The organism is Corynebacterium sp. P4-C1 (assembly GCF_030503595.1).
Classification (GTDB): Bacteria; Actinomycetota; Actinomycetes; order Mycobacteriales; family Mycobacteriaceae; genus Corynebacterium.
Map to the genome: position 1 here is coordinate 1,804,465 of NZ_CP129966.1, position 19,725 is coordinate 1,824,189.

Genomic DNA, 19,725 nt, shown 5'->3' on the forward strand with positions numbered 1-19,725 from the left:
CGCGGATTAAATAGAGAGCTCCCGTTTCTTCCACTCATGGAGGGCGGGAGTTTTTTCATGCGCCAGTGGCATGCGCTGGCGTTGTGTGAACGAACCGGTTTGTCTATTATGTGGTGGAGTGCAAAACCTCTGGAAGGAGAGATGTGGTGACCCGGGACACCGCCGCCACCCCGAAGAAGAAGCCGGCGTCGCGCCGCCGGAACAGGCCTGCGCCGCGCCAGCGCCTGCTGGATGCCGCGACGAAGCTCTTCACTGAGGAAGGCATCCGCGTCATCGGTATCGACCGAATTCTTCGCGAAGCCGACGTGGCCAAGGCCTCGCTGTACTCGCTGCTCGGTTCCAAAGACAACCTCGTCATCGCGTACCTGCAGCGCCTCGACGGCGAGTACCGCGCCCGGTGGGCCGAACGGACTTCCTCCATGACTGACGCGGACGCGAAAATCCTCGCGTTTTTCGACATGGCCATCGACGAGGAGCCGACGAAAGATTTCCGCGGCTGCCCCTTCGTCAACGCCGCCACCGAGTACCCGCGCCCGGAAACTGATTCGGAGCGCAACATCGTCGCCGCGTGCGTTGATCACCGCGACTGGATGCACGCCACGATAACGGAGCTTTTGGACAAGAAGAACGGCTACCCGTCCGGTACGCAGGCCAGCCAGCTGCTGATCTTCCTCGACGGCGGGATGACCGGTGCGCGGATCAGCCGCGATGAGGGGCCTCTGCTCACGGCCAAGGAGCTGGCGCGGCAGATGCTGTCCGCCCCGCCGGCGGATTATTCCATCTGATCTGACTGCTCGGCCGGGTCTTCGACCTGACCTTTCTTCTCGTTTTTCTTCTTCTTGCGCTCTTCGAGGCGTTTTTCCATCTCCGCCTTGCGGTTGTCGGAGCGCACTTTGTCGCGGGCTTTCTTCAGCGACTGCTTCTCGGATTTCGCTTCTTTGCGCTCGTCCTTCAGAGCAGTCTTCTCGGCCTCGATCTCACGGCGCACCTGGGGGATGGTGGAGGGGCGGACCAGCGCGGTGAGCTTCTTTCGCCGCCATGAGCGCTTCGCCGCTTTCTTGGTCTGCTTTGCTTCGCGCATCTCGCCCAGGACTTTTGTGCGCGAGTTGTGGATCTGTTCCTTATGCACCTCGCGCAGCGGGTATTTCTTAGCCAGCAGGATCCACATGATCACGCTCTGCGACAGCGTCCATAGGTTCCCCAGGAACCAGTACATCAGCAACGCGACAGGGATAAGACCAGTCATGCCCACGAAACCGAGCATGACAGGCACCACGACCACCAGCGACCACAGCCACCGGTACATGGTGCGGGACATCGTCTTGTTCCAGTCCAGGTGCACGCGGGTGCGCAACTGCGAAACAACGGTGTTGATGGTGGTGAAGGTGAGCGCGCAGATGAGCAGCGGGATGGCCACCGCGCGCACATCGTCGCTGGTGGTGCCGAGAGCGGCGAATTGCTCGGCGCTCATGGACACGTATGCCGGCAGCGGCACGCCCATGAAGGAGGCATCCAGGAAGCTGGCGATGTCGTCCGGGGTGAGCAGTCCGATGTCGCTATTCGTGCGTCCGTTCTCCGGCACGGACATCCACATGAGCAGGCGGTAAAGGCCGAGGATGAAGGGGATCTGCACGAGCGGCGGGATACAGCCCGTCATCGGGTTATACCCGTATTCCTTGTTCAGGTTCTTGAGCGCTTTGTCGTGCGCGATGACATCTTCGGGCTCAGTGGATTGGCCATAGCGTTCCTCGAGCTTTTCCTGCTCGGGCCGCATCATCAGCATCACGCGAGTAGAGCGGTACATGGACCAATTGAAGGGGACGAGGAAGCCGCGCACGGTGACTACGAGTAGCAGGATGGACAGCACCCATGCGGTATCGGGGGCGATGTGCAAAGCCTGCGCGAGCAGCCAGTGCCAGATTTTCATCACCGCGGAAACGGGCCAGACAAATGCTTCGAGCAGCATGGGCGCGGTGAACTCCTCTCCAGGTGTGTGCGGCGGACTGTGGGTTAATGTTATGCCGTGTCTTCCACTGCGGAAATCTCGGAACGCGGGGCGCGAGGTAACCCGGAACGCGCCCCGGTCACCGTGTGGGAAGTGACCGGCGAAGTCTACATCACCCTCGGTGTTCTTCTCCTGCTTTTCGCGTTTTACGAGGCATTCTAGACCAACATCACCTCGGGTGAATTGCAGCAGGAAGCGCAGCAGCAGCTTGACGACGAATGGCGCAACCCCCGTACCACGCACCTCCCCGGAATGGGCGAGGCATTTGCGCAGCTCTATATTCCCGCTTTCGGCTCAGACTACAGCTATGCCGTGCTGGAGGGAACGGACGACGACACGCTGCTGGCTGGGCTGGGCCACTACACCGACTCGCAGATGCCGGATGAGCCGGGGAATTTCGCCCTGGCCGGACACCGCGTGGGTAAGGGAGCGCCGTTCAATGACTTGGGCCACCTGAACGTTTGCGACGCAATTGTGGCGGAGGCCCAGAACCAGTGGTTCACCTACCGTGTCTTGCCGATGGAGGAGGGTGCTGAGAGGCGCACGGCGGTGTCGTAAAGCTGTTTGCGCGGCCCGCTTCTCAACGATGTCGCGCGCGGCCGTTACGCCCACGTCCTCGGCCGCCACATCACGCTGCCGACCGACACCTCGGTGCTCGCGCCGCTGCCTGAAGCACCTGAAAGTGGGGCTGCGGCCGCGGGTGAGAAGGATAAGCTGGGCCGCGTGATCACGTTGACGACCTGCTACCCGCAGTTCTCCAACGCGGAGCGCATGATCATTCACGCCGTGCAGACTGACGCGCGCGTTAAATCGGCCGGTCCACCACCGGCACTGACTGGCGGCGGTGGAACGCAGAGCGGAGAGGGGAAATAGTCATGTACCGAGCATTCTGGCACGCGCTGCCCGGACCGGCGCCGGTGAAGACGCTCATCGTCGTCGCGCTCCTGGTGGCAGTGTTTTTCCTGCTGATGGACGTGGTTTTCCCGTGGTTGTCACCGCTGATGCCCTATAACGATGTCGCAGTTTAGGCACCCCCTCGGTGGGCGAAGGCGTCAGAGTTTCTTGAGCACGTCCACGATCGCCTCCGCCATCGCCTTCTGGCCGGCGGGTGTGGGGTGCGCGGGGAAGGAATTCGTCTCCTCGCCTGTGGGGTCGGTCCACCGTTCGCTCACTGGTGCGCACACGGAGTGGAAGTCCGCGTTGGCGGGCAGCACGTAGAGCGCGCCGTTGCGGGTGGCGGCGTCGCGCACCATGGCGTTCATGGTCACGGTCAGCCCGGCGGCCCAGTTCAAGGATCCGCTGGGGAGACCCGCGGTGGCCTCGCATTCGTCCTGGAGCGAGGCGATCGGCATATAGCCGGTGGTGATGATGGTCGCGTCGGGCGCTTTCTCGTGGATGCGGCGGTAGATGTCGTCGAGACGCGCGGGGAGGTCGAGAAGCGAGCGGGCGGATTCCTCGTACAGCCCGTCGTCGCAATCCTCTTCACCGCGGTCCTCGAGCATGCCGCTGACGCAGCGGCTCCACGGCCCGAAGCTGATGTCGTTGCCGCCGATGGACAGCGTGATCAGGTCGGTGTCCGGCTCCAACGCGTCGATCTGAGCGCCCAGCACCCTGAGCTTCTCGCCAAGCTTTTCGCTCTCCGGTCTGCTGGTCGTGGAGGTGCTAGTTGCGGAGGGGCTGGATGCTTCTTTCTCGACGGCTTCTTCGGCGCCCAGGGAATCGTCGATGTGGCGCTCGTTGTAGATGTGCTCGGTGGTCGCGCCCTGGCATGTCGCGTCGACGAAACCGCGTTTTTCGTTGATGCCCGGGTAGATCTCCGCCAGCTCATGCGGATAGTTGTCTGTGCTGCGGGCGCAGAATTCCGGCCCGTCGAAAGGGCCGGAGGCCGAGCCCATTGCCGCGTAGGAATCGCCGAGTGCGACGTAGAGATCGAAAGACGACGGCAAATCCTTGGGGTCCGCGGTGACCGTGACGGTCGTGGGCACCTCGACGGTGACGCGTTCCGATTCACCCTGCGAACCGCAGCCGGCAAGTGCGAGCACCACTGTCAGCGCCACAGCCGGGACAGCGGCGGCGCGGAGACGGTTCCACGGTGGACGGAGGCAGGGGCGCATGCCTCACATACTAAAGCGAGAGATTCGCTATTGCTTGCTCCGCGATGAGCTGGGCCTTCACCGACTCTTTCTGGTTGGTCAGCACCACCACCGCGGTGGTGCCTTTCGCCACGGCGTAGACGGCACCGTCGCGGCCGGGCACGACCCCGCCGCCGGCGCGGCCGCCGTTCCACCCGCTGGGCTGACCAGCCGGATCGGTCACATCCACAGGTGCAGCCCAGTCGACCACAGCGCGGGCGTCCTGCTCGCTGGCGGCATGGCGGACGATGACCTGCAGTTGGGGTTCTTCGGGGTAGGACCAGTACACGCAAGCGGGTGTGTCGAAACGGGTGTCCGTGCCGGAAGCGGAGACCTTCTGCCCGTTCGTCTCCGCGACAAACCGGGTGTCCAGATACGGGCAGTCCGTCATGCCTTCGCGTGCCACCTCCGGTGCGGCGTCGGCAGGTAGGCCGGAGTCTGTGCTGGAAGCGGGGCTGGAGTTTGGGCCGGAGCTAGCGCTGGAGGCAGGGGCCGCGCCGGTCTCCTCCTCGGCGGCGGGCGAGCACCCGGTCAGGGCGCTCACGGCTACCGCGCAGGCAAGGGCACCTGCGGCTGTGCGTGGGCGGACGGGTACGCTTTTCTGCATGACAGCCATGCTACCGGCGGGGGACAACGGGGCCGAAGCCCCCGGCACGCGCGCACTCGACGTGGGCATCGCGTTGCTGACGGTCTCCCTGCTGCTGGTCTCTTTTGGCGGAGTCGTCGGGGCGTCGCTGGAACAGGGAGCGGTGCTGGTCCTGCTTATCGTCGTTTTTGGTTTTGTCTACTCCTTCGGCGCGCTGAACATGCCGCACTGGAACACCGTTGGGCGATTCGTGTGGCTGCTGGGCCTGACCGGTGTGTGGATCGTGGCGATGATGTTCACCCCGGTCGCCGTGTACTGGGTGTTCACTCTGTTCTTCCTGTTCATGCGCTCGGCCGACAACTGGATCGGCATAGTCGGTGTGCTCCTTGTGCTGAGCATCGCCGTGCTCATGCAGGTGCCTCACGGCCTCACCCTCGGCGGGGTCATGGGACCGGCTGTCTCCGCACTGGTCGTCGTCATGATCACGTACGCGTTCAAGGTCATCGTGCGCGTGAGCGCGGAACGCGCGGCGCTTATCGACGAGCTCGTCAGCACCCAGGACCGCCTCGCAGCCTCCGAGCGCGAAGCAGGCGTGGCCCAGGAGCGGCAGCGTCTCGCCCACGAGATTCACGACACGGTGGCGCAGTCCCTTTCGAGCATCCAAATGCTGCTGCACGCTGCGGAGCGCGATTTGCGGGCGACCCGCCTGTCCGACGAGGAGCTGAAAGCCCCGCTGGAGCGCATTGAGGTGGCGCGGCACTCGGCCGCGGACAACCTCTCCGAGACCCGCGCCATGATCGCCGCTCTCACTCCGGCTCCGCTGTCGGAGACCTCGTTGCCGGAGGCGTTGCAGCGCATCGCCGACTCTTTCGCCCAGGCGGGAGAGTTGGACATCGAAGTCGAGGTGGACGGTGCGGCCCAGAAGCTGCCGATGAGGGTGGAGGCCGGTCTGTTGCGGATCGCGCAGGGGGCGGTGGGCAACGTCGTCAAGCATTCCGGCGCCTCGCGTGCGCGCGTGACCTTGACCTTCGCCCCCGGCGAGGTGCGCCTCGATGTTGTGGACAACGGCCGTGGCTTCGATGCCGAGGCTCAACCGGGAAAGCCCGTCGGCCTCGGGCACTTGGGGCTGGACGCGATGCGGACACGCGCGCGGGAGCTCGGCGGTGAGTTCATCGTCGAATCCGCGCCGGGAGGTCCCACCGCGGTGTCCGTCGCCGTGCCGGTGGACGCACCTGCCGGCGGGGAGGGTAGGATCAACCGAAAGATTGAGGAGGAAGAATGATTCGCGTCTTGCTTGCCGACGATCACGAGATCGTCCGCCTCGGCCTTCGCTCTGTGCTGGAGGCCGCCGACGACATCATCGTCGTCGGGGAAGTGGCCACCGCAGAAGGGGCCATTGCGACAGCTCAAGCAGGCGGAATCGACGTGATCCTCATGGATCTCCGCTTCGGTGCCGGCGCACAGGGCGCGCGGGTGACCACTGGTGCGGAAGCGACCGCGCAGATCCGCGCCACCATGGCGAATCCGCCGAAGGTGCTGGTGGTGACGAATTACGACACCGACGCGGACATTCTCGGCGCGATCGAGGCGGGCGCCGTCGGTTACCTGCTCAAGGACGCTCCGCCGGCGGACCTGCTCGCCGCGGTGCGCTCAACAGCGAAAGGCGATCAGGCGATGTCGCCGGTGGTGCGCAGCCGCCTGCAGACCCGCGACCGCAGCCCTCGTTCCTCGCTGACCCCGCGCGAACTCGAGGTCCTGCAGCTCGTCGCCGGTGGCTCCTCCAACCGCGAGATCGGCCAGCAGCTCATGCTCTCCGAAGCGACCGTGAAATCCCACCTCGTGCACATCTACGACAAGCTCGGTGTGCGCTCCCGCACCTCCGCTGTGGCCTCGGCGCGCGAACAAGGCGTGCTGTAAACCCGCTCGGTGCGGAATTCACAGCACGCCTTGAAGGAAGCGCCGGAACGCGTGACTTACGCGTTCGCGCGACGGTAAGCGTCAATGACCTCGAACGGAATCTTCCCGCGCTGAGCCACCTTCATGCCCGTCTTGCGCGCCCACGCGCGGATCTGGGAGGCATCGACGCGGGTCCGCGGATCAGCCGGCACCTCACGCGCCGCCGCGATGAACGGCATGAGTGCCTCGTGGAATCGCTGGACGTTCTCCTTGGAGAGGTCGAGCACATAATCGGTGCCGTTGAAGCTGAAGTGAACTGCCTGGTGCTCAGACTCCGACAACGCCGAACCGTCGAGGTCGTCGTAAAACTGGGTCACCTCACGCCGAGCCATAATGAGTCCCTTTCCCGAAAAGGTTTCACATGTTACTTACTTGTAAAAACATACTAGCTGGTCCAAACTTCAGACCGAAACCTGGTGCGGAACTGCCGTGCATTTCGGGAGTGAGGAAGCCGGAAACTACTTTCGCAGGGTCTTTTCCTGGATTTCGGCGGTGAGCTTGTTGATGTCGCGGTCGATCGTCTCGTGCGCCAGGCGACGCTGGGCGTCGTTCATCTGCTCGACGTTGTTGACGGCCGCGTCCAGCTCGTCGAGACGCACCTTGGCATCGCGGCGGAACTTGTTGTCCAGCGCGTCGTTGCCGTCGACCTCGCGGCGGATCGTCTGCACACGGCCCTTGAGCTCCGCGCCCTGGCTTGAGAAACGCGCGATGTCATTCGCGGTCAGGCCCGCGGCGCGGGCGCGGTCGTTGACCTGGCGCTCCTGGTAGGCGGTCAGCGCGCGGTACACCAGCGGAATCAGGACGGGCAGCAGAATGCGGGAAGCACCGACCCACTGCTTGGCCTTCTTCTTGGTCAGGCCGGCCTCCTGGATCTTCTGCAGCTCGGTCTTGGCCAGCTGCTTCTCGTGCTTCTGCTTGTTCTTCAGGCCCTTCTTCTCTTCCTTCAGCAGCCGCTTCTCCGCCTTATCGAGGAGCTTCGCGGTGCGCTTGTCGTGCTTGGCCTCGTCCTTGGCCAGCTGGCGCGCGCGGGCCTCCGCAGCCTTGATCTCGGCCTTGGTCTTTGCGCGGGAAGCGCGGATGGTCTCGAACAGTCCCATGGTCGGTACTCCTGGATTAGTCGTGCTTTGTCGCTGTTTGTCCCGTTCAACTTTACCTATCTCGAGCCATTAGGCTTGGTCCCGGTGAAAGAAATGGGAAGTGGCGACGTTTCGTTGGTGCGGGCGAGCGACCTCGTGGGGTGCAGGTACCGGCTCCGCCAACGTCTGAACCATCCCGACATTCCGCCGCTTCCGGATGCGCTGGAGCGCCAGCCGCAGGTCGACGCCGGGCGTGCGGCCGCCATCGGGTTGCTGCCTACGCAAAGAGCGCTCGGCGACGGCCGTCGCAAGCCCTTCTCCCGCCTCTTCATCGACCCGGCGATGCCGGTGGCTGAGCGCGAGACCGCCACCCGCAAAGCGATGAAGGACCGCACCACCTTGATCGTCGACGGGGCCTTGACCGGTGAGGTCGACGATGTGCCGGTGCTGGCTGAGATCGACATTCTCGCCCGCCAGGAAGATGGCATGTATTTGCCGGTGATCGTGTCCAACCACCGCGTCGCGCGTGCCAGCCAGTCGTCGTGGATGCAGTTCATTCCCACCCGCCGGCTGGGACTGGGCAAACCGCTGGAAACGAAGGCGAAGGCCCGGCATCACACTGTGGACGGCTACCGCATCGCCCTGGCCCACCTCCTGCTGGAGGAAGCCGGCCTCGCTTACGGCCGCGGCGCTGTGGTCGGCCAGGACCGCGAACGCGCCTACCTGGGCGAAGGAGACCGCTATGTGCCGGCTCTCCGCGAGGCGTTGGCGCAGCCCACGCCCACCCGTCCACTGCGGCTGAAGCAGTGCGCGAGCTGCCGCTACTGGGCGCTGTGCGAGCCGGAGTTGCGGGCGATGGACGATATTTCCCTGGTCTTTCCCGGCCAGAAGGCCCGCCCCCTGCGCGAGCGCGGAATCACCACGGTGGGGGAGACCATCGCCGCCGGCCTGGGGGAGTCCAGCAAGATCGCCCGTGCCTGGCGGGAAGGGATTCCGGTGGTGGCGCGGGCGGACGTCGAGCCCTCGCCCGATCTGCGCGCCGATGTCGAGGTGGACGTGGACATGGAGGCCTACCTCGACCAGGGGGCGTACCTGTGGGGCGCTTACGACGGGAAACAATACCGCGCCTTCGCCACTTGGGAGGATGTCGGCGGGGCGGATAACCCCGCCGAGGAGGAGAATTTCGTGGCCTTTTGGACGTGGCTGCGGACAGTCCGCGCACAGGCCAGCGAGCAGGGCAAGTCGTTCCGGGCGTACTGCTATGCCGCGGGCGGGGAGAACCACTGGCTGACCTCATCCGCGCGCCGTTTCGATTCTGTCGACGAGGCAGAAGTCCACGCCTTCATCGCCTCCGACGAGTGGGTCGACGTGTTCTCCCACGTCCGCCGCCACCTCGTCGGCACGGAGGGGCTCGGGCTGAAGATCGTGGCCCCCGTCGCGGGCTTTGCCTGGGACGACGATGATGTCGACGGCGAACGATCCGTGGCTCTCCGCCGCGAGGCGCGCCTGGGTAGCGCCGAGGCTCGCGAAATGCTCATCCGTTACAACGGCGACGACTGCCGCGCCACCGCCGCCGTGCGCCGGTTCCTCAGCGCCGGGGCGCCGGGCATCCCTCGGCTTTCCGAGTTCTGATTGTTACGCTGAATCCGGCTCTGTCTCTGGTGCCGCGACATTGTCACTGCGTCCTTTTCACTGCGTCTTCTTCACAGTGAGCGCCAGCCATCCGGCGATGCACACCAGGGCGACCAGGAAGCCGGCGACAATGCCGATGAAGCCGGCCCAGCCGGTGAACTGGAACAGCCAGCCGGTCAGTGCGCCAAGCGCCGAGGAGCCGATGTAGTAGAAAAACACGTACGAGCTGGAGGCCTCCGCACGGTCGCGGGTGGCCACTTGGCCGACCCAGCCGGAGGCCACCGAATGCATGGCGAAGAAGCTGGCCGTGAACAGCAGCAGGCCCACCAGAGTGAACCACAGGTTGCTGCTGACGAGAGTGATGGCACCGAGCAGCATGAAGCCCGCGGCGACGACCAGCACGCGTCCGCGGCCGGCCTGCTTCACGTACACGCCGGCACGTGCCGACGACCACGTGCCGGACAGGTACATCAGGTAAACGAGCCCCGCCAGGGCCGGAGGCAGGCCAAAGTGGTCGACAGCCCGGAAACCGAACATGTTGTACACGGAGACGAACATGCCCATGCCGAAGAACGCCGTGGCGTACAGACCGACCAGCCGCCAGTCGGTGAGGTGGCGCAGCATCGCCGCGAGTTCGTTGCCCGGTTTGAGAGCCTTCGCCGCGAAGCGGCGCTGCGGGGGAAGGAGCATGCACATGATCACGGCGAAGGTCAGGGCCGTCACTGCACCGCCGAGCAACGCCCAGCGCCAACTGGCCACTTCGAGCATGAATGCCGGAACCAGGCGGCCGATCAAACCGCCGATGGAGTTGCCGGCAATATAGAGACCCATCGCGCCGGCGGCGTCATCCGCTTCGATCTCCTCGGAGATCCATGTCATCGCCACTGCCGGGGTGCCGGCGATGAGGCAGCCCTGCACGAAGCGCATGGCGATGAGCTGCCCGCCAGTCTGCGCCAGCGGCAGGCACAAGCCCAGTGTGGTGGCCAGGAGCGCCGAGATGATCAGCACCCGGCCCCGCCCGAAGCGCTCGGAGAGGATTGATGCCGGCACCACACACAGCGCCAACCCGCCGGTGGTGGCGGAAACGGTGAGCGCCGCCTCACCCTCAGTCATACCCAGCGCATCAGTCAGCGTGGGCAGGAGGGCCTGCGTGGCGTACAGCGAATTGAAGATAGCTAGACCGGCGAAGAGAAGTGCAGTGCTCGCCCGCCGGTATTCGGCGGTGCCTTTGCGGATTCCTTCCCGCGTCTGTTCCTCCATACTTAACCATCCAAGCATGCGGCCGTGACGCGGGCCACAGCGGGACCCCCTTGTGCGGTAAGGGGAGCCTAACCTACGATCAGTTTCGGGACCGGAATTACCGGATCTCGTTGCGAAAATCAGGTACCGCCGGCTCCGGGTTCCTCCAGCCCCGGGGAAGCGGAAAAGAGGACCGCGCACTGTTTTCTGGGTCAGTGCGCGGTCCTCTTTGATGCGTTCTCTGCGTTCAAGCGAAGCGCTTAGGCAGAAGCCTTAGCGAAGCGCTCAGCGACATCGTCCCAGTTGACGACGTTCCAGAACGCCTTGGCGTAATCAGCCTTCACGTTCTTGTACTGCAGGTAGTAAGCGTGCTCCCACATGTCCAGCATGAGCACTGGGGTGAAGTCCACGGAGATATTGCCCTGCTGGTCGGTCAGCTGCTGGATGATCAGACGACCAGCGATGTGGTCGTAGCCCAAGACTGCCCAGCCGGAGCCCTGCAGGGAGGTGGCGACACCCTCGAACTGCTTCTGGAAGCCCTCGAAGGAGCCGAAGTCGCGGTTAATGGCCTCAGCCAGCTCGCCGGCCGGCTCGCCGCCGCCGTTCGGGCTCATGTTCTTCCAGAAGATGGAGTGGTTGGTGTGGCCGCCCAGGTTGAAGGCCAGGTTCTTGGACAGTGCGCGCAGCTTGTCCGGGTTCGCCTCTCCGTTGCGCTCGGCCTCGAGCGCCTCGAGGGCAGCATTCGCGCCCTTGACGTAGGTCGCGTGGTGCTTGTCGTGGTGCAGCTCCATAATCTCGGCCGAAATGTGCGGCTCGAGTGCGTCGTATGCGTAGGGAAGGTCAGGAAGCTCGTAAACAGCCATGATCTGTGTCCTTTCTATTTCGTTCGCGCTGGTTCAGCGCCGTACCCCGCCCATGATAGGGAAGTTTGCGCTTCGGGGCCGTGGCCCGGTGGGAATCTCCGCCTCAGCGCAGTAGTTATGGGAAGTATGGAATTCTTCTTCGGACGTTCCCCGCAACTCGTCGATCCGGACCGCGCCCTGTCCGGCCGCAGTGAACCGGTCCTGCCGAACCCGCGCCCGCACGCCGTGCTGGGCACACCGCTCACCGGCCCGTGGCGCGAGGGCCAGAAACGCCTGCTCATCGGCATCGGTTGCTTTTGGGGAGCGGAGAAAATGTACTGGAACATGGACGGAGTCGAATCCACATCGGTCGGCTACGGCGGCGGCGTCACACCCAACCCCACCTACCGCGAGGTGTGCTCCGGCCAGACGAACCACGTGGAGCTCGTCGAGGTCGTCTACGACCCAAATGAAATCAGCCTGAAAGAATTGGTCCGCGCCGCGCTCGAGGCGCATGACCCGACGCAGGGCTTCCGCCAGGGCAACGACGTGGGCACTCAGTACCGCTCCGCGTTCTTCACCGACAGCGAGGACGAGGCCGAGCTCATTCGCGGCTGGGTGCGCGATTACGGCCAGTCGCTTATCGACGCCGGCTTCGGCCCCACCACCACCGAGGTGCGGGTAGGCGTTGACTACTACTTGGCCGAGGACGAGCACCAGCAGTACCTGCACAAGGTGCCGCACGGCTACTGCCCGATCCACTCCACGGGCGTGGCCTGCGGGATTTAGGTGTCGGACCGGTTGAAGGTGCTCTGCGCGGATTCCTTCGCAGCGGACGCGGCGGTGGCACGGATGCGTGTGGAATCCGCATGGATCCACTCGGAGATCTTCGCGACTTCTTCGTCGCCGGCACCGGCATCCAGCACCGCATTCCAATAGGCGACGGTCTCGTCGTGGTACTGGTGGCCGTGGCCGCCCGGCTGTTGCTGCGAGGTCAACTGGTCCACGCCGACCTGCCAGCCGGTGATGAACGGGACCCACCGCATGTTCTGCAGCACATCTACATGCTGCGCTGCAGGTGCTTTCACCCCGCGCGAGCCCGGTTCGCGCAGCCAGTCCGGTTTGCGAACGAAGAGCTTCCAATCCCACCACACCACCGGGTCGGAGGCGTGCTGGGCGAACACTGCGCGTGGGAATTCCCAATCTTGCTCGTAACCGCTGCCGTCATAGGTGTTCACCAAATGGTCGGGGTGCGCGGTGAAGCGCACGTGGCGTCCGCCGTCGACGACTGGGAGACGTTCCGGAGTGCCGTGGTCGCGTCTCTTGGTCAGTTCAATATGGCGTTTGGTGAATCCGGGGGCTCCGGTGAACACGCCGCCGTCGACGCCGTCAAGCAGGGCTTCGACGCTCTCGAAGGAGTCGGCGACGCCGTAAGCGCCGAGCGACTCCCCGCCGACATAGAGCCGCGGCCGGTCGTCTTCCGGCATCCCGGCGAGGCGCTCCTTGATCGCGGAAATCAGAACCTTGGAGCTGCGCACAGGCACCTCGCGGTCCGAGGCGTAGGAGTACGCCGACGGCATGAAGGAGTACTGCATGGCCACGATCGCGCAGTCGCCCCGGTTCAGGAATTCGAAGCCTGAGGTGTGGAAGTCGTTGATCCACCCGGTGCCCGCCGAGGACAGCACGGCGATGTTTCTGCGCGACCACGCATCTGTGCGGTCCATCTCGTGCAGCACCATTTGCGCCTGCTCTTCTGGGCTACGGTCCTTCAGCCCGATGAACACTCGGATCGGTTCCTTGGCCTCGCCGCCGCGCACCTTCTCGATATCCGCCTTCCGGGGTCCGCCCGCCACCACTGCGCGACCCTGACGGCCGAGGTACCTCCACCGCTCGAGCGAGTCCGGCGACCCGGAACGCTCTGGTTCCCGCGGCTTATTCGCGCCGGGCAGGAATTCGCGGTTGAGCTCGTCGGCGTTGCGGTAGGCGGTGTTGAGGATCTGCCGCACGACCACCTTGTCGGTCAGCACGGCACCGAGGGCGCTAAGCCCCAGGATCGCCAGCGGCCACGACACCAACGGCGGCATCCAGCGGCGCAACTCGGAATTGAAGCGGTCGGCAGTGACCTGGATTCCCTCCCCGGCCAGCAGGAGAGCACCGTAACCGATGGAGCCCAATCCAATTCCCGCCAGTGTTTGCAGCGGGCCGAGCCGGGTGGGGTCCTCGACGAGACGCTCGTGCTCGGAACGTCGTAAAGCAGCTGAGATATACGTGGCCACCGTGACTGCACCCATGGCGATCTGCACGGGGACCGCCGCCTTGCGTCGGAAAGCGCGCGGGTACTTCCACTGCCGCGCGTCCGCGACAGTGCCGAAAGCCTTCGTCGCGCCCACGCCCACCGAGTGGCCCGCAGCCTGGCAGATCGCCACATTCGCCGTGGTCACCCACCACGGGTGGGGTAGCAGCGAGGGCGAAATCGCGCTCCACGTCGCAACCTCCGCGCCCAGAATGCCGCCCGCGAAATCATCCGGGAGCCTGCGCAAACCCGACATGCGCACGACAGGCGTCAAATCCGCGAGCAACTCCACTGCGTAGAGCGGGGCGCGGACCGCATGAGTGCGGCGCGGCCACAGACGGGTCACTGTGTCCTTCATATTCTCCGCCGCTTCGCTTACGCGCGTGCGGAACGAGCGGTACGAAGGGTCGAGCGGCGTAAAGAGCATGCGCCCTATTGTGGCAAAAATTGGCTGCGGCGGTGGGGTGGAACCGCTGTGCACGGCCCTAAACCAACGAGAGGTGAACGCAGCGTTATTTTCGCGTGATACTTGCGTATCTTCCTCGTCCAGCGCTTTTCGATCCCCCGCCGCGCACCTAATGTCGAGCATTAAGTTGCACGCGCTTTTTGGGGAGACTTCGCAGGCATGACCATCGCCACCTCCGCCCAGGTTTCGGTACCCGGCACCCACCCGCTCATCGTCGCCCATCGTGGCGCGTCGGGGCTCCACCCGGAATCCACGCTCCGCGCATTCGACGAGGCGCTGAAGATGGACGGCGTGCACGGGATCGAGTGCGATGTGCGCCTCACCCGCGACGGCCGTCTCGTCGTCCACCACGACGCACTGATCAACCGCACTTCCGATGGCGCCGGCCGCATCGCCAAGATGGACTTCGCGGACCTGCGCCAATTCAATTACGGCACCGAGGACGACCCGCAGCAGCTCCTGCTTCTCGACGAACTTCTGGACCTCATGCAGGACTACCCCGACAAGCACATCTACATCGAAACGAAGCACCCCACCCGCTTCGGCCCCGAAGTGGACGAGCAGACAGTGCGCACCCTCTGGTACCGCGGGATGAAGGAGGATCCCCGCGTCCACCTCATCTCTTTCTCCCACTCCGCGATGCGCTTTTTCACCCACGTCGTCCCGGAACTGGAGACTTTCTACCTGTTTCGTTTGCGCGAGAAGAAATGGAACCCGACGAGCACGATGTTCTCCCGCCCATACGGTGTCGGCCCGGCTCTCGTGCACCTGCGCGGCATGCCGAAGCTGCTCGGCTACCGCGGGTTGAAGACGTACACGTGGACAGTCAACGAGCCCGAGCACATGCGCTGGTGCCGGGACAAGGGCGTGGATGTCTTCGCCACCGACAACCCGCACCTCGCGGTGGAGACATTCCGCACCCCAGGCACTGTGAACTGATCTGACCACGGTAGATTGGTCGGCATGGCCAAGAAGAACCGCAAGAAGGAAGACCTGCCCGAGGGCATGAGCCGCCGCCAGGCGAAGCTGGCTGCCCGTGCCGCCGAGCGCGAAGCACTGCAGAAAGACCCGCGCCCGTACAAGGGCCTGAAGGCTGAGACCGATTTGGTCGCGCTCCAGGAGTTCGTTCCCTCCGCCGTCGCGAAGGTGGATGTCAAGGGCACCCCGGTGAATATCGTCACCGTTCTGCCTGGTGCGGGAGCCGCCCTGCGCCGTCCGGAGGAGGACGGCGGCGAGCGCTTCGTCGCTCTGCAAGTCCAGTCCCACTCCCAGAACCCGAACCGCGACCTCGCTTACGCCCTGAGCTGGGTGCTCGAGGCCGAACCGGGCGCGACGCTGAACTCCACCGCCGCCGACGGCTCCCAGCCCGAGCTGAACACCCTGATCAGCGAGTCCGCTGAGCTGGACATCACCACCCACGACGACTTCAACTGGTGGTTCACCGAGTCCGCAGTCTCCAACCCGCAGGTCCAGCAGGCGCTGGCACGCGCGAACGGCGCGGTGATCCCGTCCGTCGAGGTCGATGCCGACCTGCCGGGCTCCATCTGGTGGGTCAACCCCGGCGGCGGCAAGGCCCACATTCGCTGGATCCGCCCGGAGGACGACGAGCGCAAGATGCTCGACGCCCTCGCCCGCATCGCCGCCCGCGGTGAGCTCAACCTCGGAGAGAACACCAAATTCGCCGGCGCTTTCCGCACCCACGGTCTGCTCGTCCCGGTCTTCGACCTCGACCCGGCCGTCGCCGCCGACTCCTACGGCGACGCCCTCAAGAAGGTCGACGAGGCTATCGCCGCTGAGTACGACAACGATGCCCAGCTCAACGCTGATGAACGTAAGCAGCTGGAGAACATCAAGTCGCGCCAGGTCACCATTTAGGCTGCGGTGGGGTCATGGCATCTGGGACGGCACGTAGTGGGCGTAGTGGATTGAGCACGCGCCACCTCAATTTCATCGCACTCGGATCCGCGATCGGCACCGGCCTGTTCTACGGCTCCGCCGGGGCGATCCAGGCGGCGGGACCGTCAGTCCTGCTGGTCTACCTCCTCGGCGGCGCGGTGGTGTACTTCCTCCTCCGTGCCCTCGGCGAGATGTCGGTGCACCACCCAGTCACCGGCTCTTTCGCCGAATACACCCGCGCTTACCTGGGCGGCGCCGCCGGATACTTGACCGGTTGGATGTTCGCCTTCGAAATGGTGATCGTGGCGTTGGCGGACCTCACGGCAATTGGCATTTACATGGGATTTTGGTTTCCCGATGTCTCACGGTGGGTGTGGATCGTCGCGGCCTTGCTCGTCGTCGGCGCCGCCAATGTGGCCAGTGCGAAGGCCTTCGGCGAGCTGGAATTCTGGTTCACAGTGGTCAAAGTCGGCGCGGTCATCGCCATGATTCTCGCTGGTGCCGCCGTTTTAGTCTTCGGCCTGTCCACGGCGGAGACCACGGGCCCGGTCAACCTCGTCAACGACGGCGGGTTCTTCCCCAACGGCCTCACCGGCATGGTCGCTTCCTTCATCCTCGTGCTCTTCGCATTCGGTGGCACGGAGATCATCGGTGTGGCGGGCAGCGAGGCATCCGACCCGAAAGCGGCTGTGCCGAAGGCGGTCAACACCGTCCCTGTGCGTATCCTGCTGTTCTACGTGCTGTCCATCCTGGTCATCTTGATGATCAATCCGTGGCGCACCATCACCGGCGATGAGTCGCCCTTCGTGCAGATCTTCTCCACCCTGGGCGTCAACTGGGCCGCTGGTCTACTGAACTTCGTGGTCATCACCGCCGCGTTGTCCGCCATCAACGCGGACCTCTTCGGTGCGGGCCGCGTGCTCACCGGCTTGGCCAAACAGAACTACGCACCGCGCGTGATGGCCCGCACCATCCGCGACGTGCCGGTCATGACCACGGTGATTTTGCTGCTGGTTCTCGTGGTCGGCGTTGTCGCCAACACGCTCGTTCCGGACCGCATCTTCGACACCATTGCTTCCCTGGCCACCTTCGCCACGATTTTCGTGTGGCTGATGATCCTGCTGGCGCACCTCGCCTCGCGCCGCCAGATGACGCCGGAGGAGGTGGCAGCCCTCGACTACAAGACTCCGCTGTACCCGTACGGCCAGTACTTCGCGATCGCCTTCATCCTCTTCACCTTCGGCATCATGGTGTGGTTGCCGGACTTCCGCGTCGCCTTCGTCGTCGGCCTCGCGTTCAGCGTGATCACTGTGGCGCTGTACTTCATCACCGGCCGGCACAAGCTCCCAGAGCCGGAGCTCGGGATTGAAACCTCGCGCAACTAGCGGGGCGGCCGGGAAAGCAGCTAGCGCATCCCCGCGAAGAGCTGCTCCGCGGCCGCATCATCCCACACGAGCACACTGCCGACCTCTGTGTCGATGAAGTCGCCGATGGGCACCGTTTCCGTGTTGACCCCGCCGCGCAGCGCGAATGCCATGCGTGCCAGGTGCCACACGTGGTCACCCTCACCCACGATGAACATGCTGCTGCCGCGCATCACCAGGGGAATGAGGCGGAACGGATTGAGCAGCACGGACGGCGACAGGGCTTTCTTCATCAGCGCGCCGACGAATTCGCGCTGGCGCTGCACACGGTCGAGGTCGCCCATGGCGGTGGCGCGGGTGCGCACGTAGCCGAGCGCCGTCGGACCGTCCATTTTCTGGCAGCCCGCCTGGATATTGAGGTTGGCTAGCGGGTCGTCGATGGGCTCGGTCGGGCACAGTTGCACCCCGCCCACCGCGTCCGTGATCTTGGCGAGTCCGCCCATCCCCACCTCGGCGTAGTGGTCGATGTGGAGGTGCGTGGCATTTTCCACGGTCTCCGCAAGCAGCTTGGGTCCGCCGAAGGCGAAGGCGGCGTTGATCTTGTCCATGCCGTAGCCGGGAATCTCCACATAGGAGTCGCGCGGGATGGACAGCAGCGTCGCCTTCCTGCCGTTGGGAATGTGCATGAGCATGATCGTGTCGGTGCGGCCAGTGCCTATGTCGCCGCCGGTGCCCAGGCGCTCGACGTCCTTCTCGGTGAGTCCCTCGCGCGAGTCGGAGCCGACGATCAGCCAGTTCGTGCCGGAGGTGTTCCCGATCGGGTTGTCCGGGAACGCATCCACCCGGGTCAAACGCGCATCGGCGAAGAGCGTGCCGACGACCACGAAGACGATGAGCAGCGACAGCAGTGTCGGGATGCAGCCGGCGCGGGGGCGCGGAATGCGCGGCCGGGGGCGCCGAGGAGTTTCTCGGCGTGCAGGGCGCACGCGCCGCTCGGGCGAGAGTTCCAGCTGCGGTTCCCAGCGTTCCCGCCGCGGCGCCTCACGGCGCACCCCGTTTCCCCTGTCAGCCAGCGGAGTCCGGCGCGGCTCGTAGCGTTGAGCCTCACGCCGTGGCGCTTCGTACCTGGTCTCCCGAGGCATCTGCTGGCGCGGGCGTACCGTCTCCCTGACGGGTTCCCGAACAGGCCCCCGCCCAGATTCCCTGACGGGCCGCTCAGTCTCTCGCCGGGGGCTCGGGGCTGGCTGGTTTGCCGAGCGCTTCCGGATCGGGCGCCCGTACCTGTCGATCAGGGGTTTCCCGTCCTTGCCTACGAGGAAATCCCCGGGGTTGTCCCGGGGGTCGTTGGAGTGCGGGGTGTGCGACATGGAAAACATCTTAAACGCCGATCCCACACGCCACAGCATTAACACGTGCAACATATGTGGCTATGGTCTGTGGTGGGCGGGGCGAAGGCGGACAGTACTGTGACCGCACCGCACTGTAGAGGGGCAGCCGCGCGACACCCGCGGGGCAGGAGACCCGTTCACAGCCCGAGCCAACTCACGTCGAGGAACAGGTAACCGAGGTAGGCCACCGCGTCAATGAGGAAGTGGGCCAGGATGAGCGGCCAGACTTTCCCGGTGCGGTGGAAGTAGAAGGCGAAGATAACACCCATGGCGATATTCCCCGCACCGGCAGAAAAGCCCTGGTAAAGGTGGTAGGTGCCGCGCAGGACGGCGGAGGCGGCGATCGCGCCCCACACAGGAACCCGCAGCTGCTTGAGGCGTGTGAGAAGCCACATGACCACGACGGTCTCCTCGGCGAAGGCGTTCGCGGCGGACCAGAGAAGCAGCAGGGGCACCTTGGCGGCGTCGGTCGCGGGTACGACCTCTTTGGTCCACCCCATCTGCAGGGACATCACGTAGAGGACGAGGCCGGGAATGCCGATCAGCGCCGCCAACCCGGCACCCCATACCCAGTCGCGCCAGCGGGGCCAGGGCAGATGCGCGCCGAGCAGGTACAGGGCCAGGCCGCCCCAGGCCAGCAGGGTCGCGGCTGAGGCGAGTTGCAATGCGGCGTCGAGCCAGGAAAGGGACGACGTGGCGTCGTTAAGCACTGTGCGCTGTTGGTTGAGCGGGGTGGGGGACAGGGCGGCGTCGATAAGCTTGAGCGCCGCGCGCACGCCGGACATGCCAAAAGTGACGGCGAGGACAAGGAGAACCTCGAGTGTGAGGCGGCGCCGGTCGATGGTCATGG

General features: G+C 64.9%; 19 protein-coding genes and 1 pseudogene. 10 read left to right on the top strand and 10 right to left on the bottom strand.

The window, feature by feature from the left end:
* Nucleotides 1-146 precede the first annotated feature (146 nt).
* Nucleotides 147-785 carry a TetR/AcrR family transcriptional regulator gene (locus QYR03_RS08575; protein WP_259851667.1) on the top strand — a complete coding sequence of 213 codons (639 nt, stop codon included), beginning with the start codon at nt 147-149 and terminating at the stop codon, nt 783-785.
* On the opposite strand, the gene yidC is transcribed toward QYR03_RS08575, so the two are convergent.
* Nucleotides 773-1,966 (bottom strand): membrane protein insertase YidC, encoded by a 1,194-nt coding sequence (gene yidC / locus QYR03_RS08580; RefSeq protein ID WP_301713463.1) that lies wholly within the window; start codon nt 1,964-1,966, stop codon nt 773-775. The genes QYR03_RS08575 and yidC overlap by 13 nt on opposite strands.
* Nucleotides 1,967-2,089: 123 nt before the next feature.
* Between yidC and QYR03_RS08585 the strand changes: the two are divergent.
* Nucleotides 2,090-2,878, top strand: a pseudogene (locus QYR03_RS08585) (class E sortase).
* 2 nt (nt 2,879-2,880) lie between these two features.
* On the top strand, nt 2,881-3,033 hold the full coding sequence (locus QYR03_RS08590; protein WP_259851665.1) for a hypothetical protein: 153 nt from the start codon (nt 2,881-2,883) through the stop codon (nt 3,031-3,033).
* Nucleotides 3,034-3,057: 24 nt separating this feature from the next.
* On the opposite strand, the gene QYR03_RS08595 is transcribed toward QYR03_RS08590, so the two are convergent.
* Both QYR03_RS08595 and QYR03_RS08600 read right to left on the bottom strand, forming a co-directional pair.
* Entirely contained in the window at nt 3,058-4,119 is a 1,062-nt protein-coding gene (locus tag QYR03_RS08595) for an SGNH/GDSL hydrolase family protein (protein WP_301713464.1), read from the bottom strand.
* A gap of 10 nt (nt 4,120-4,129) precedes the next feature.
* Nucleotides 4,130-4,744 carry a DUF2020 domain-containing protein gene (locus tag QYR03_RS08600; protein WP_301713465.1) on the bottom strand — a complete coding sequence of 205 codons (615 nt, stop codon included), beginning with the start codon at nt 4,742-4,744 and terminating at the stop codon, nt 4,130-4,132.
* On the opposite strand from QYR03_RS08600, the gene QYR03_RS08605 reads away from it, so the two are divergent.
* Nucleotides 4,743-6,005: a sensor histidine kinase gene (locus QYR03_RS08605; RefSeq protein ID WP_259851662.1), complete on the top strand. Its 1,263-nt coding sequence runs from the start codon at nt 4,743-4,745 to the stop codon at nt 6,003-6,005. The two genes, QYR03_RS08600 and QYR03_RS08605, sit on opposite strands and share 2 nt — an antisense overlap.
* Nucleotides 6,002-6,640, top strand: a complete 639-nt coding sequence (locus tag QYR03_RS08610; protein ID WP_259851661.1) for a response regulator transcription factor — start codon at nt 6,002-6,004, stop codon at nt 6,638-6,640. The genes QYR03_RS08605 and QYR03_RS08610 overlap by 4 nt, the downstream gene beginning before the upstream one ends.
* Nucleotides 6,641-6,696: 56 nt before the next feature.
* Here the strand turns inward: QYR03_RS08610 and QYR03_RS08615 are convergent, their stop codons facing one another.
* The gene (locus tag QYR03_RS08615) at nt 6,697-7,011 is read right to left on the bottom strand and encodes an Lsr2 family protein (RefSeq protein ID WP_301713466.1); all 315 of its coding nucleotides are present in this window, start codon (nt 7,009-7,011) and stop codon (nt 6,697-6,699) included.
* Between the two features lie 126 nt (nt 7,012-7,137).
* Nucleotides 7,138-7,776 (bottom strand): DUF6474 family protein, encoded by a 639-nt coding sequence (locus QYR03_RS08620; RefSeq protein ID WP_301713467.1) that lies wholly within the window; start codon nt 7,774-7,776, stop codon nt 7,138-7,140.
* Nucleotides 7,777-7,869: 93 nt separating this feature from the next.
* Here QYR03_RS08620 and QYR03_RS08625 point away from each other — a divergent pair, with 93 nt between their 5' ends.
* Complete coding sequence (locus tag QYR03_RS08625; protein ID WP_301713481.1) at nt 7,870-9,387, top strand: TM0106 family RecB-like putative nuclease; 1,518 nt, start codon at nt 7,870-7,872, stop codon at nt 9,385-9,387.
* 57 nt (nt 9,388-9,444) lie between these two features.
* Here the strand turns inward: QYR03_RS08625 and QYR03_RS08630 are convergent, their stop codons facing one another.
* Entirely contained in the window at nt 9,445-10,647 is a 1,203-nt protein-coding gene (locus QYR03_RS08630) for an MFS transporter (RefSeq protein WP_259851658.1), read from the bottom strand.
* Nucleotides 10,648-10,886: 239 nt separating this feature from the next.
* Entirely contained in the window at nt 10,887-11,489 is a 603-nt protein-coding gene (locus QYR03_RS08635; protein ID WP_259851657.1) for a superoxide dismutase, read from the bottom strand.
* Nucleotides 11,490-11,615: 126 nt separating this feature from the next.
* On the opposite strand from QYR03_RS08635, the gene msrA reads away from it, so the two are divergent.
* A complete protein-coding gene (msrA, locus tag QYR03_RS08640) occupies nt 11,616-12,257 on the top strand; it encodes a peptide-methionine (S)-S-oxide reductase MsrA (protein ID WP_259851656.1) in 642 nt (213 codons plus the stop codon).
* Here msrA and QYR03_RS08645 read toward each other — a convergent pair.
* Nucleotides 12,254-14,188, bottom strand: a complete 1,935-nt coding sequence (locus QYR03_RS08645; protein ID WP_301713468.1) for an alpha/beta-hydrolase family protein — start codon at nt 14,186-14,188, stop codon at nt 12,254-12,256. The two genes, msrA and QYR03_RS08645, sit on opposite strands and share 4 nt — an antisense overlap.
* A gap of 198 nt (nt 14,189-14,386) precedes the next feature.
* Between QYR03_RS08645 and QYR03_RS08650 the strand changes: the two genes are divergently transcribed.
* From QYR03_RS08650 to QYR03_RS08660, 3 genes are read left to right on the top strand one after another with little or no spacing between them, the layout of a single operon-like run.
* Nucleotides 14,387-15,166 carry a glycerophosphodiester phosphodiesterase family protein gene (locus QYR03_RS08650; protein WP_301713469.1) on the top strand — a complete coding sequence of 260 codons (780 nt, stop codon included), beginning with the start codon at nt 14,387-14,389 and terminating at the stop codon, nt 15,164-15,166.
* A gap of 24 nt (nt 15,167-15,190) precedes the next feature.
* Nucleotides 15,191-16,102 carry a DUF5926 family protein gene (locus QYR03_RS08655; RefSeq protein WP_259851653.1) on the top strand — a complete coding sequence of 304 codons (912 nt, stop codon included), beginning with the start codon at nt 15,191-15,193 and terminating at the stop codon, nt 16,100-16,102.
* 14 nt (nt 16,103-16,116) lie between these two features.
* Nucleotides 16,117-17,508 carry an amino acid permease gene (locus QYR03_RS08660; protein ID WP_259851652.1) on the top strand — a complete coding sequence of 464 codons (1,392 nt, stop codon included), beginning with the start codon at nt 16,117-16,119 and terminating at the stop codon, nt 17,506-17,508.
* Nucleotides 17,509-17,528: 20 nt separating this feature from the next.
* Here the strand turns inward: QYR03_RS08660 and QYR03_RS08665 are convergent, their stop codons facing one another.
* Nucleotides 17,529-18,854, bottom strand: a complete 1,326-nt coding sequence (locus tag QYR03_RS08665) for an LCP family protein (RefSeq protein WP_301713470.1) — start codon at nt 18,852-18,854, stop codon at nt 17,529-17,531.
* A 158-nt stretch (nt 18,855-19,012) separates the two neighbouring features.
* Nucleotides 19,013-19,723 (bottom strand): CPBP family intramembrane glutamic endopeptidase, encoded by a 711-nt coding sequence (locus QYR03_RS08670; protein ID WP_259851650.1) that lies wholly within the window; start codon nt 19,721-19,723, stop codon nt 19,013-19,015.
* Nucleotides 19,724-19,725: the final 2 nt, after the last annotated feature.

Excerpts from the sequence above, each read along its gene's own strand:
- yidC (WP_301713463.1), bottom strand. The coding sequence starts at position 1,966 with ATGCTGCTCGAAGCATTTGTCTGGCCCGTTTCCGCGGTGATGAAAATC.
- QYR03_RS08590 (WP_259851665.1), top strand. The coding sequence starts at position 2,881 with ATGTACCGAGCATTCTGGCACGCGCTGCCCGGACCGGCGCCGGTGAAG.
- QYR03_RS08595 (WP_301713464.1), bottom strand. The coding sequence starts at position 4,119 with ATGCGCCCCTGCCTCCGTCCACCGTGGAACCGTCTCCGCGCCGCCGCT.
- QYR03_RS08605 (WP_259851662.1), top strand. The coding sequence starts at position 4,743 with ATGACAGCCATGCTACCGGCGGGGGACAACGGGGCCGAAGCCCCCGGC.
- QYR03_RS08600 (WP_301713465.1), bottom strand. The coding sequence starts at position 4,744 with ATGCAGAAAAGCGTACCCGTCCGCCCACGCACAGCCGCAGGTGCCCTT.
- QYR03_RS08610 (WP_259851661.1), top strand. The coding sequence starts at position 6,002 with ATGATTCGCGTCTTGCTTGCCGACGATCACGAGATCGTCCGCCTCGGC.
- QYR03_RS08615 (WP_301713466.1), bottom strand. The coding sequence starts at position 7,011 with ATGGCTCGGCGTGAGGTGACCCAGTTTTACGACGACCTCGACGGTTCG.
- QYR03_RS08620 (WP_301713467.1), bottom strand. The coding sequence starts at position 7,776 with ATGGGACTGTTCGAGACCATCCGCGCTTCCCGCGCAAAGACCAAGGCC.
- QYR03_RS08625 (WP_301713481.1), top strand. The coding sequence starts at position 7,870 with ATGGGAAGTGGCGACGTTTCGTTGGTGCGGGCGAGCGACCTCGTGGGG.
- QYR03_RS08630 (WP_259851658.1), bottom strand. The coding sequence starts at position 10,647 with ATGGAGGAACAGACGCGGGAAGGAATCCGCAAAGGCACCGCCGAATAC.
- QYR03_RS08635 (WP_259851657.1), bottom strand. The coding sequence starts at position 11,489 with ATGGCTGTTTACGAGCTTCCTGACCTTCCCTACGCATACGACGCACTC.
- msrA (WP_259851656.1), top strand. The coding sequence starts at position 11,616 with ATGGAATTCTTCTTCGGACGTTCCCCGCAACTCGTCGATCCGGACCGC.
- QYR03_RS08645 (WP_301713468.1), bottom strand. The coding sequence starts at position 14,188 with ATGCTCTTTACGCCGCTCGACCCTTCGTACCGCTCGTTCCGCACGCGC.
- QYR03_RS08650 (WP_301713469.1), top strand. The coding sequence starts at position 14,387 with ATGACCATCGCCACCTCCGCCCAGGTTTCGGTACCCGGCACCCACCCG.
- QYR03_RS08655 (WP_259851653.1), top strand. The coding sequence starts at position 15,191 with ATGGCCAAGAAGAACCGCAAGAAGGAAGACCTGCCCGAGGGCATGAGC.
- QYR03_RS08660 (WP_259851652.1), top strand. The coding sequence starts at position 16,117 with ATGGCATCTGGGACGGCACGTAGTGGGCGTAGTGGATTGAGCACGCGC.
- QYR03_RS08665 (WP_301713470.1), bottom strand. The coding sequence starts at position 18,854 with ATGTCGCACACCCCGCACTCCAACGACCCCCGGGACAACCCCGGGGAT.
- QYR03_RS08670 (WP_259851650.1), bottom strand. The coding sequence starts at position 19,723 with ATGACCATCGACCGGCGCCGCCTCACACTCGAGGTTCTCCTTGTCCTC.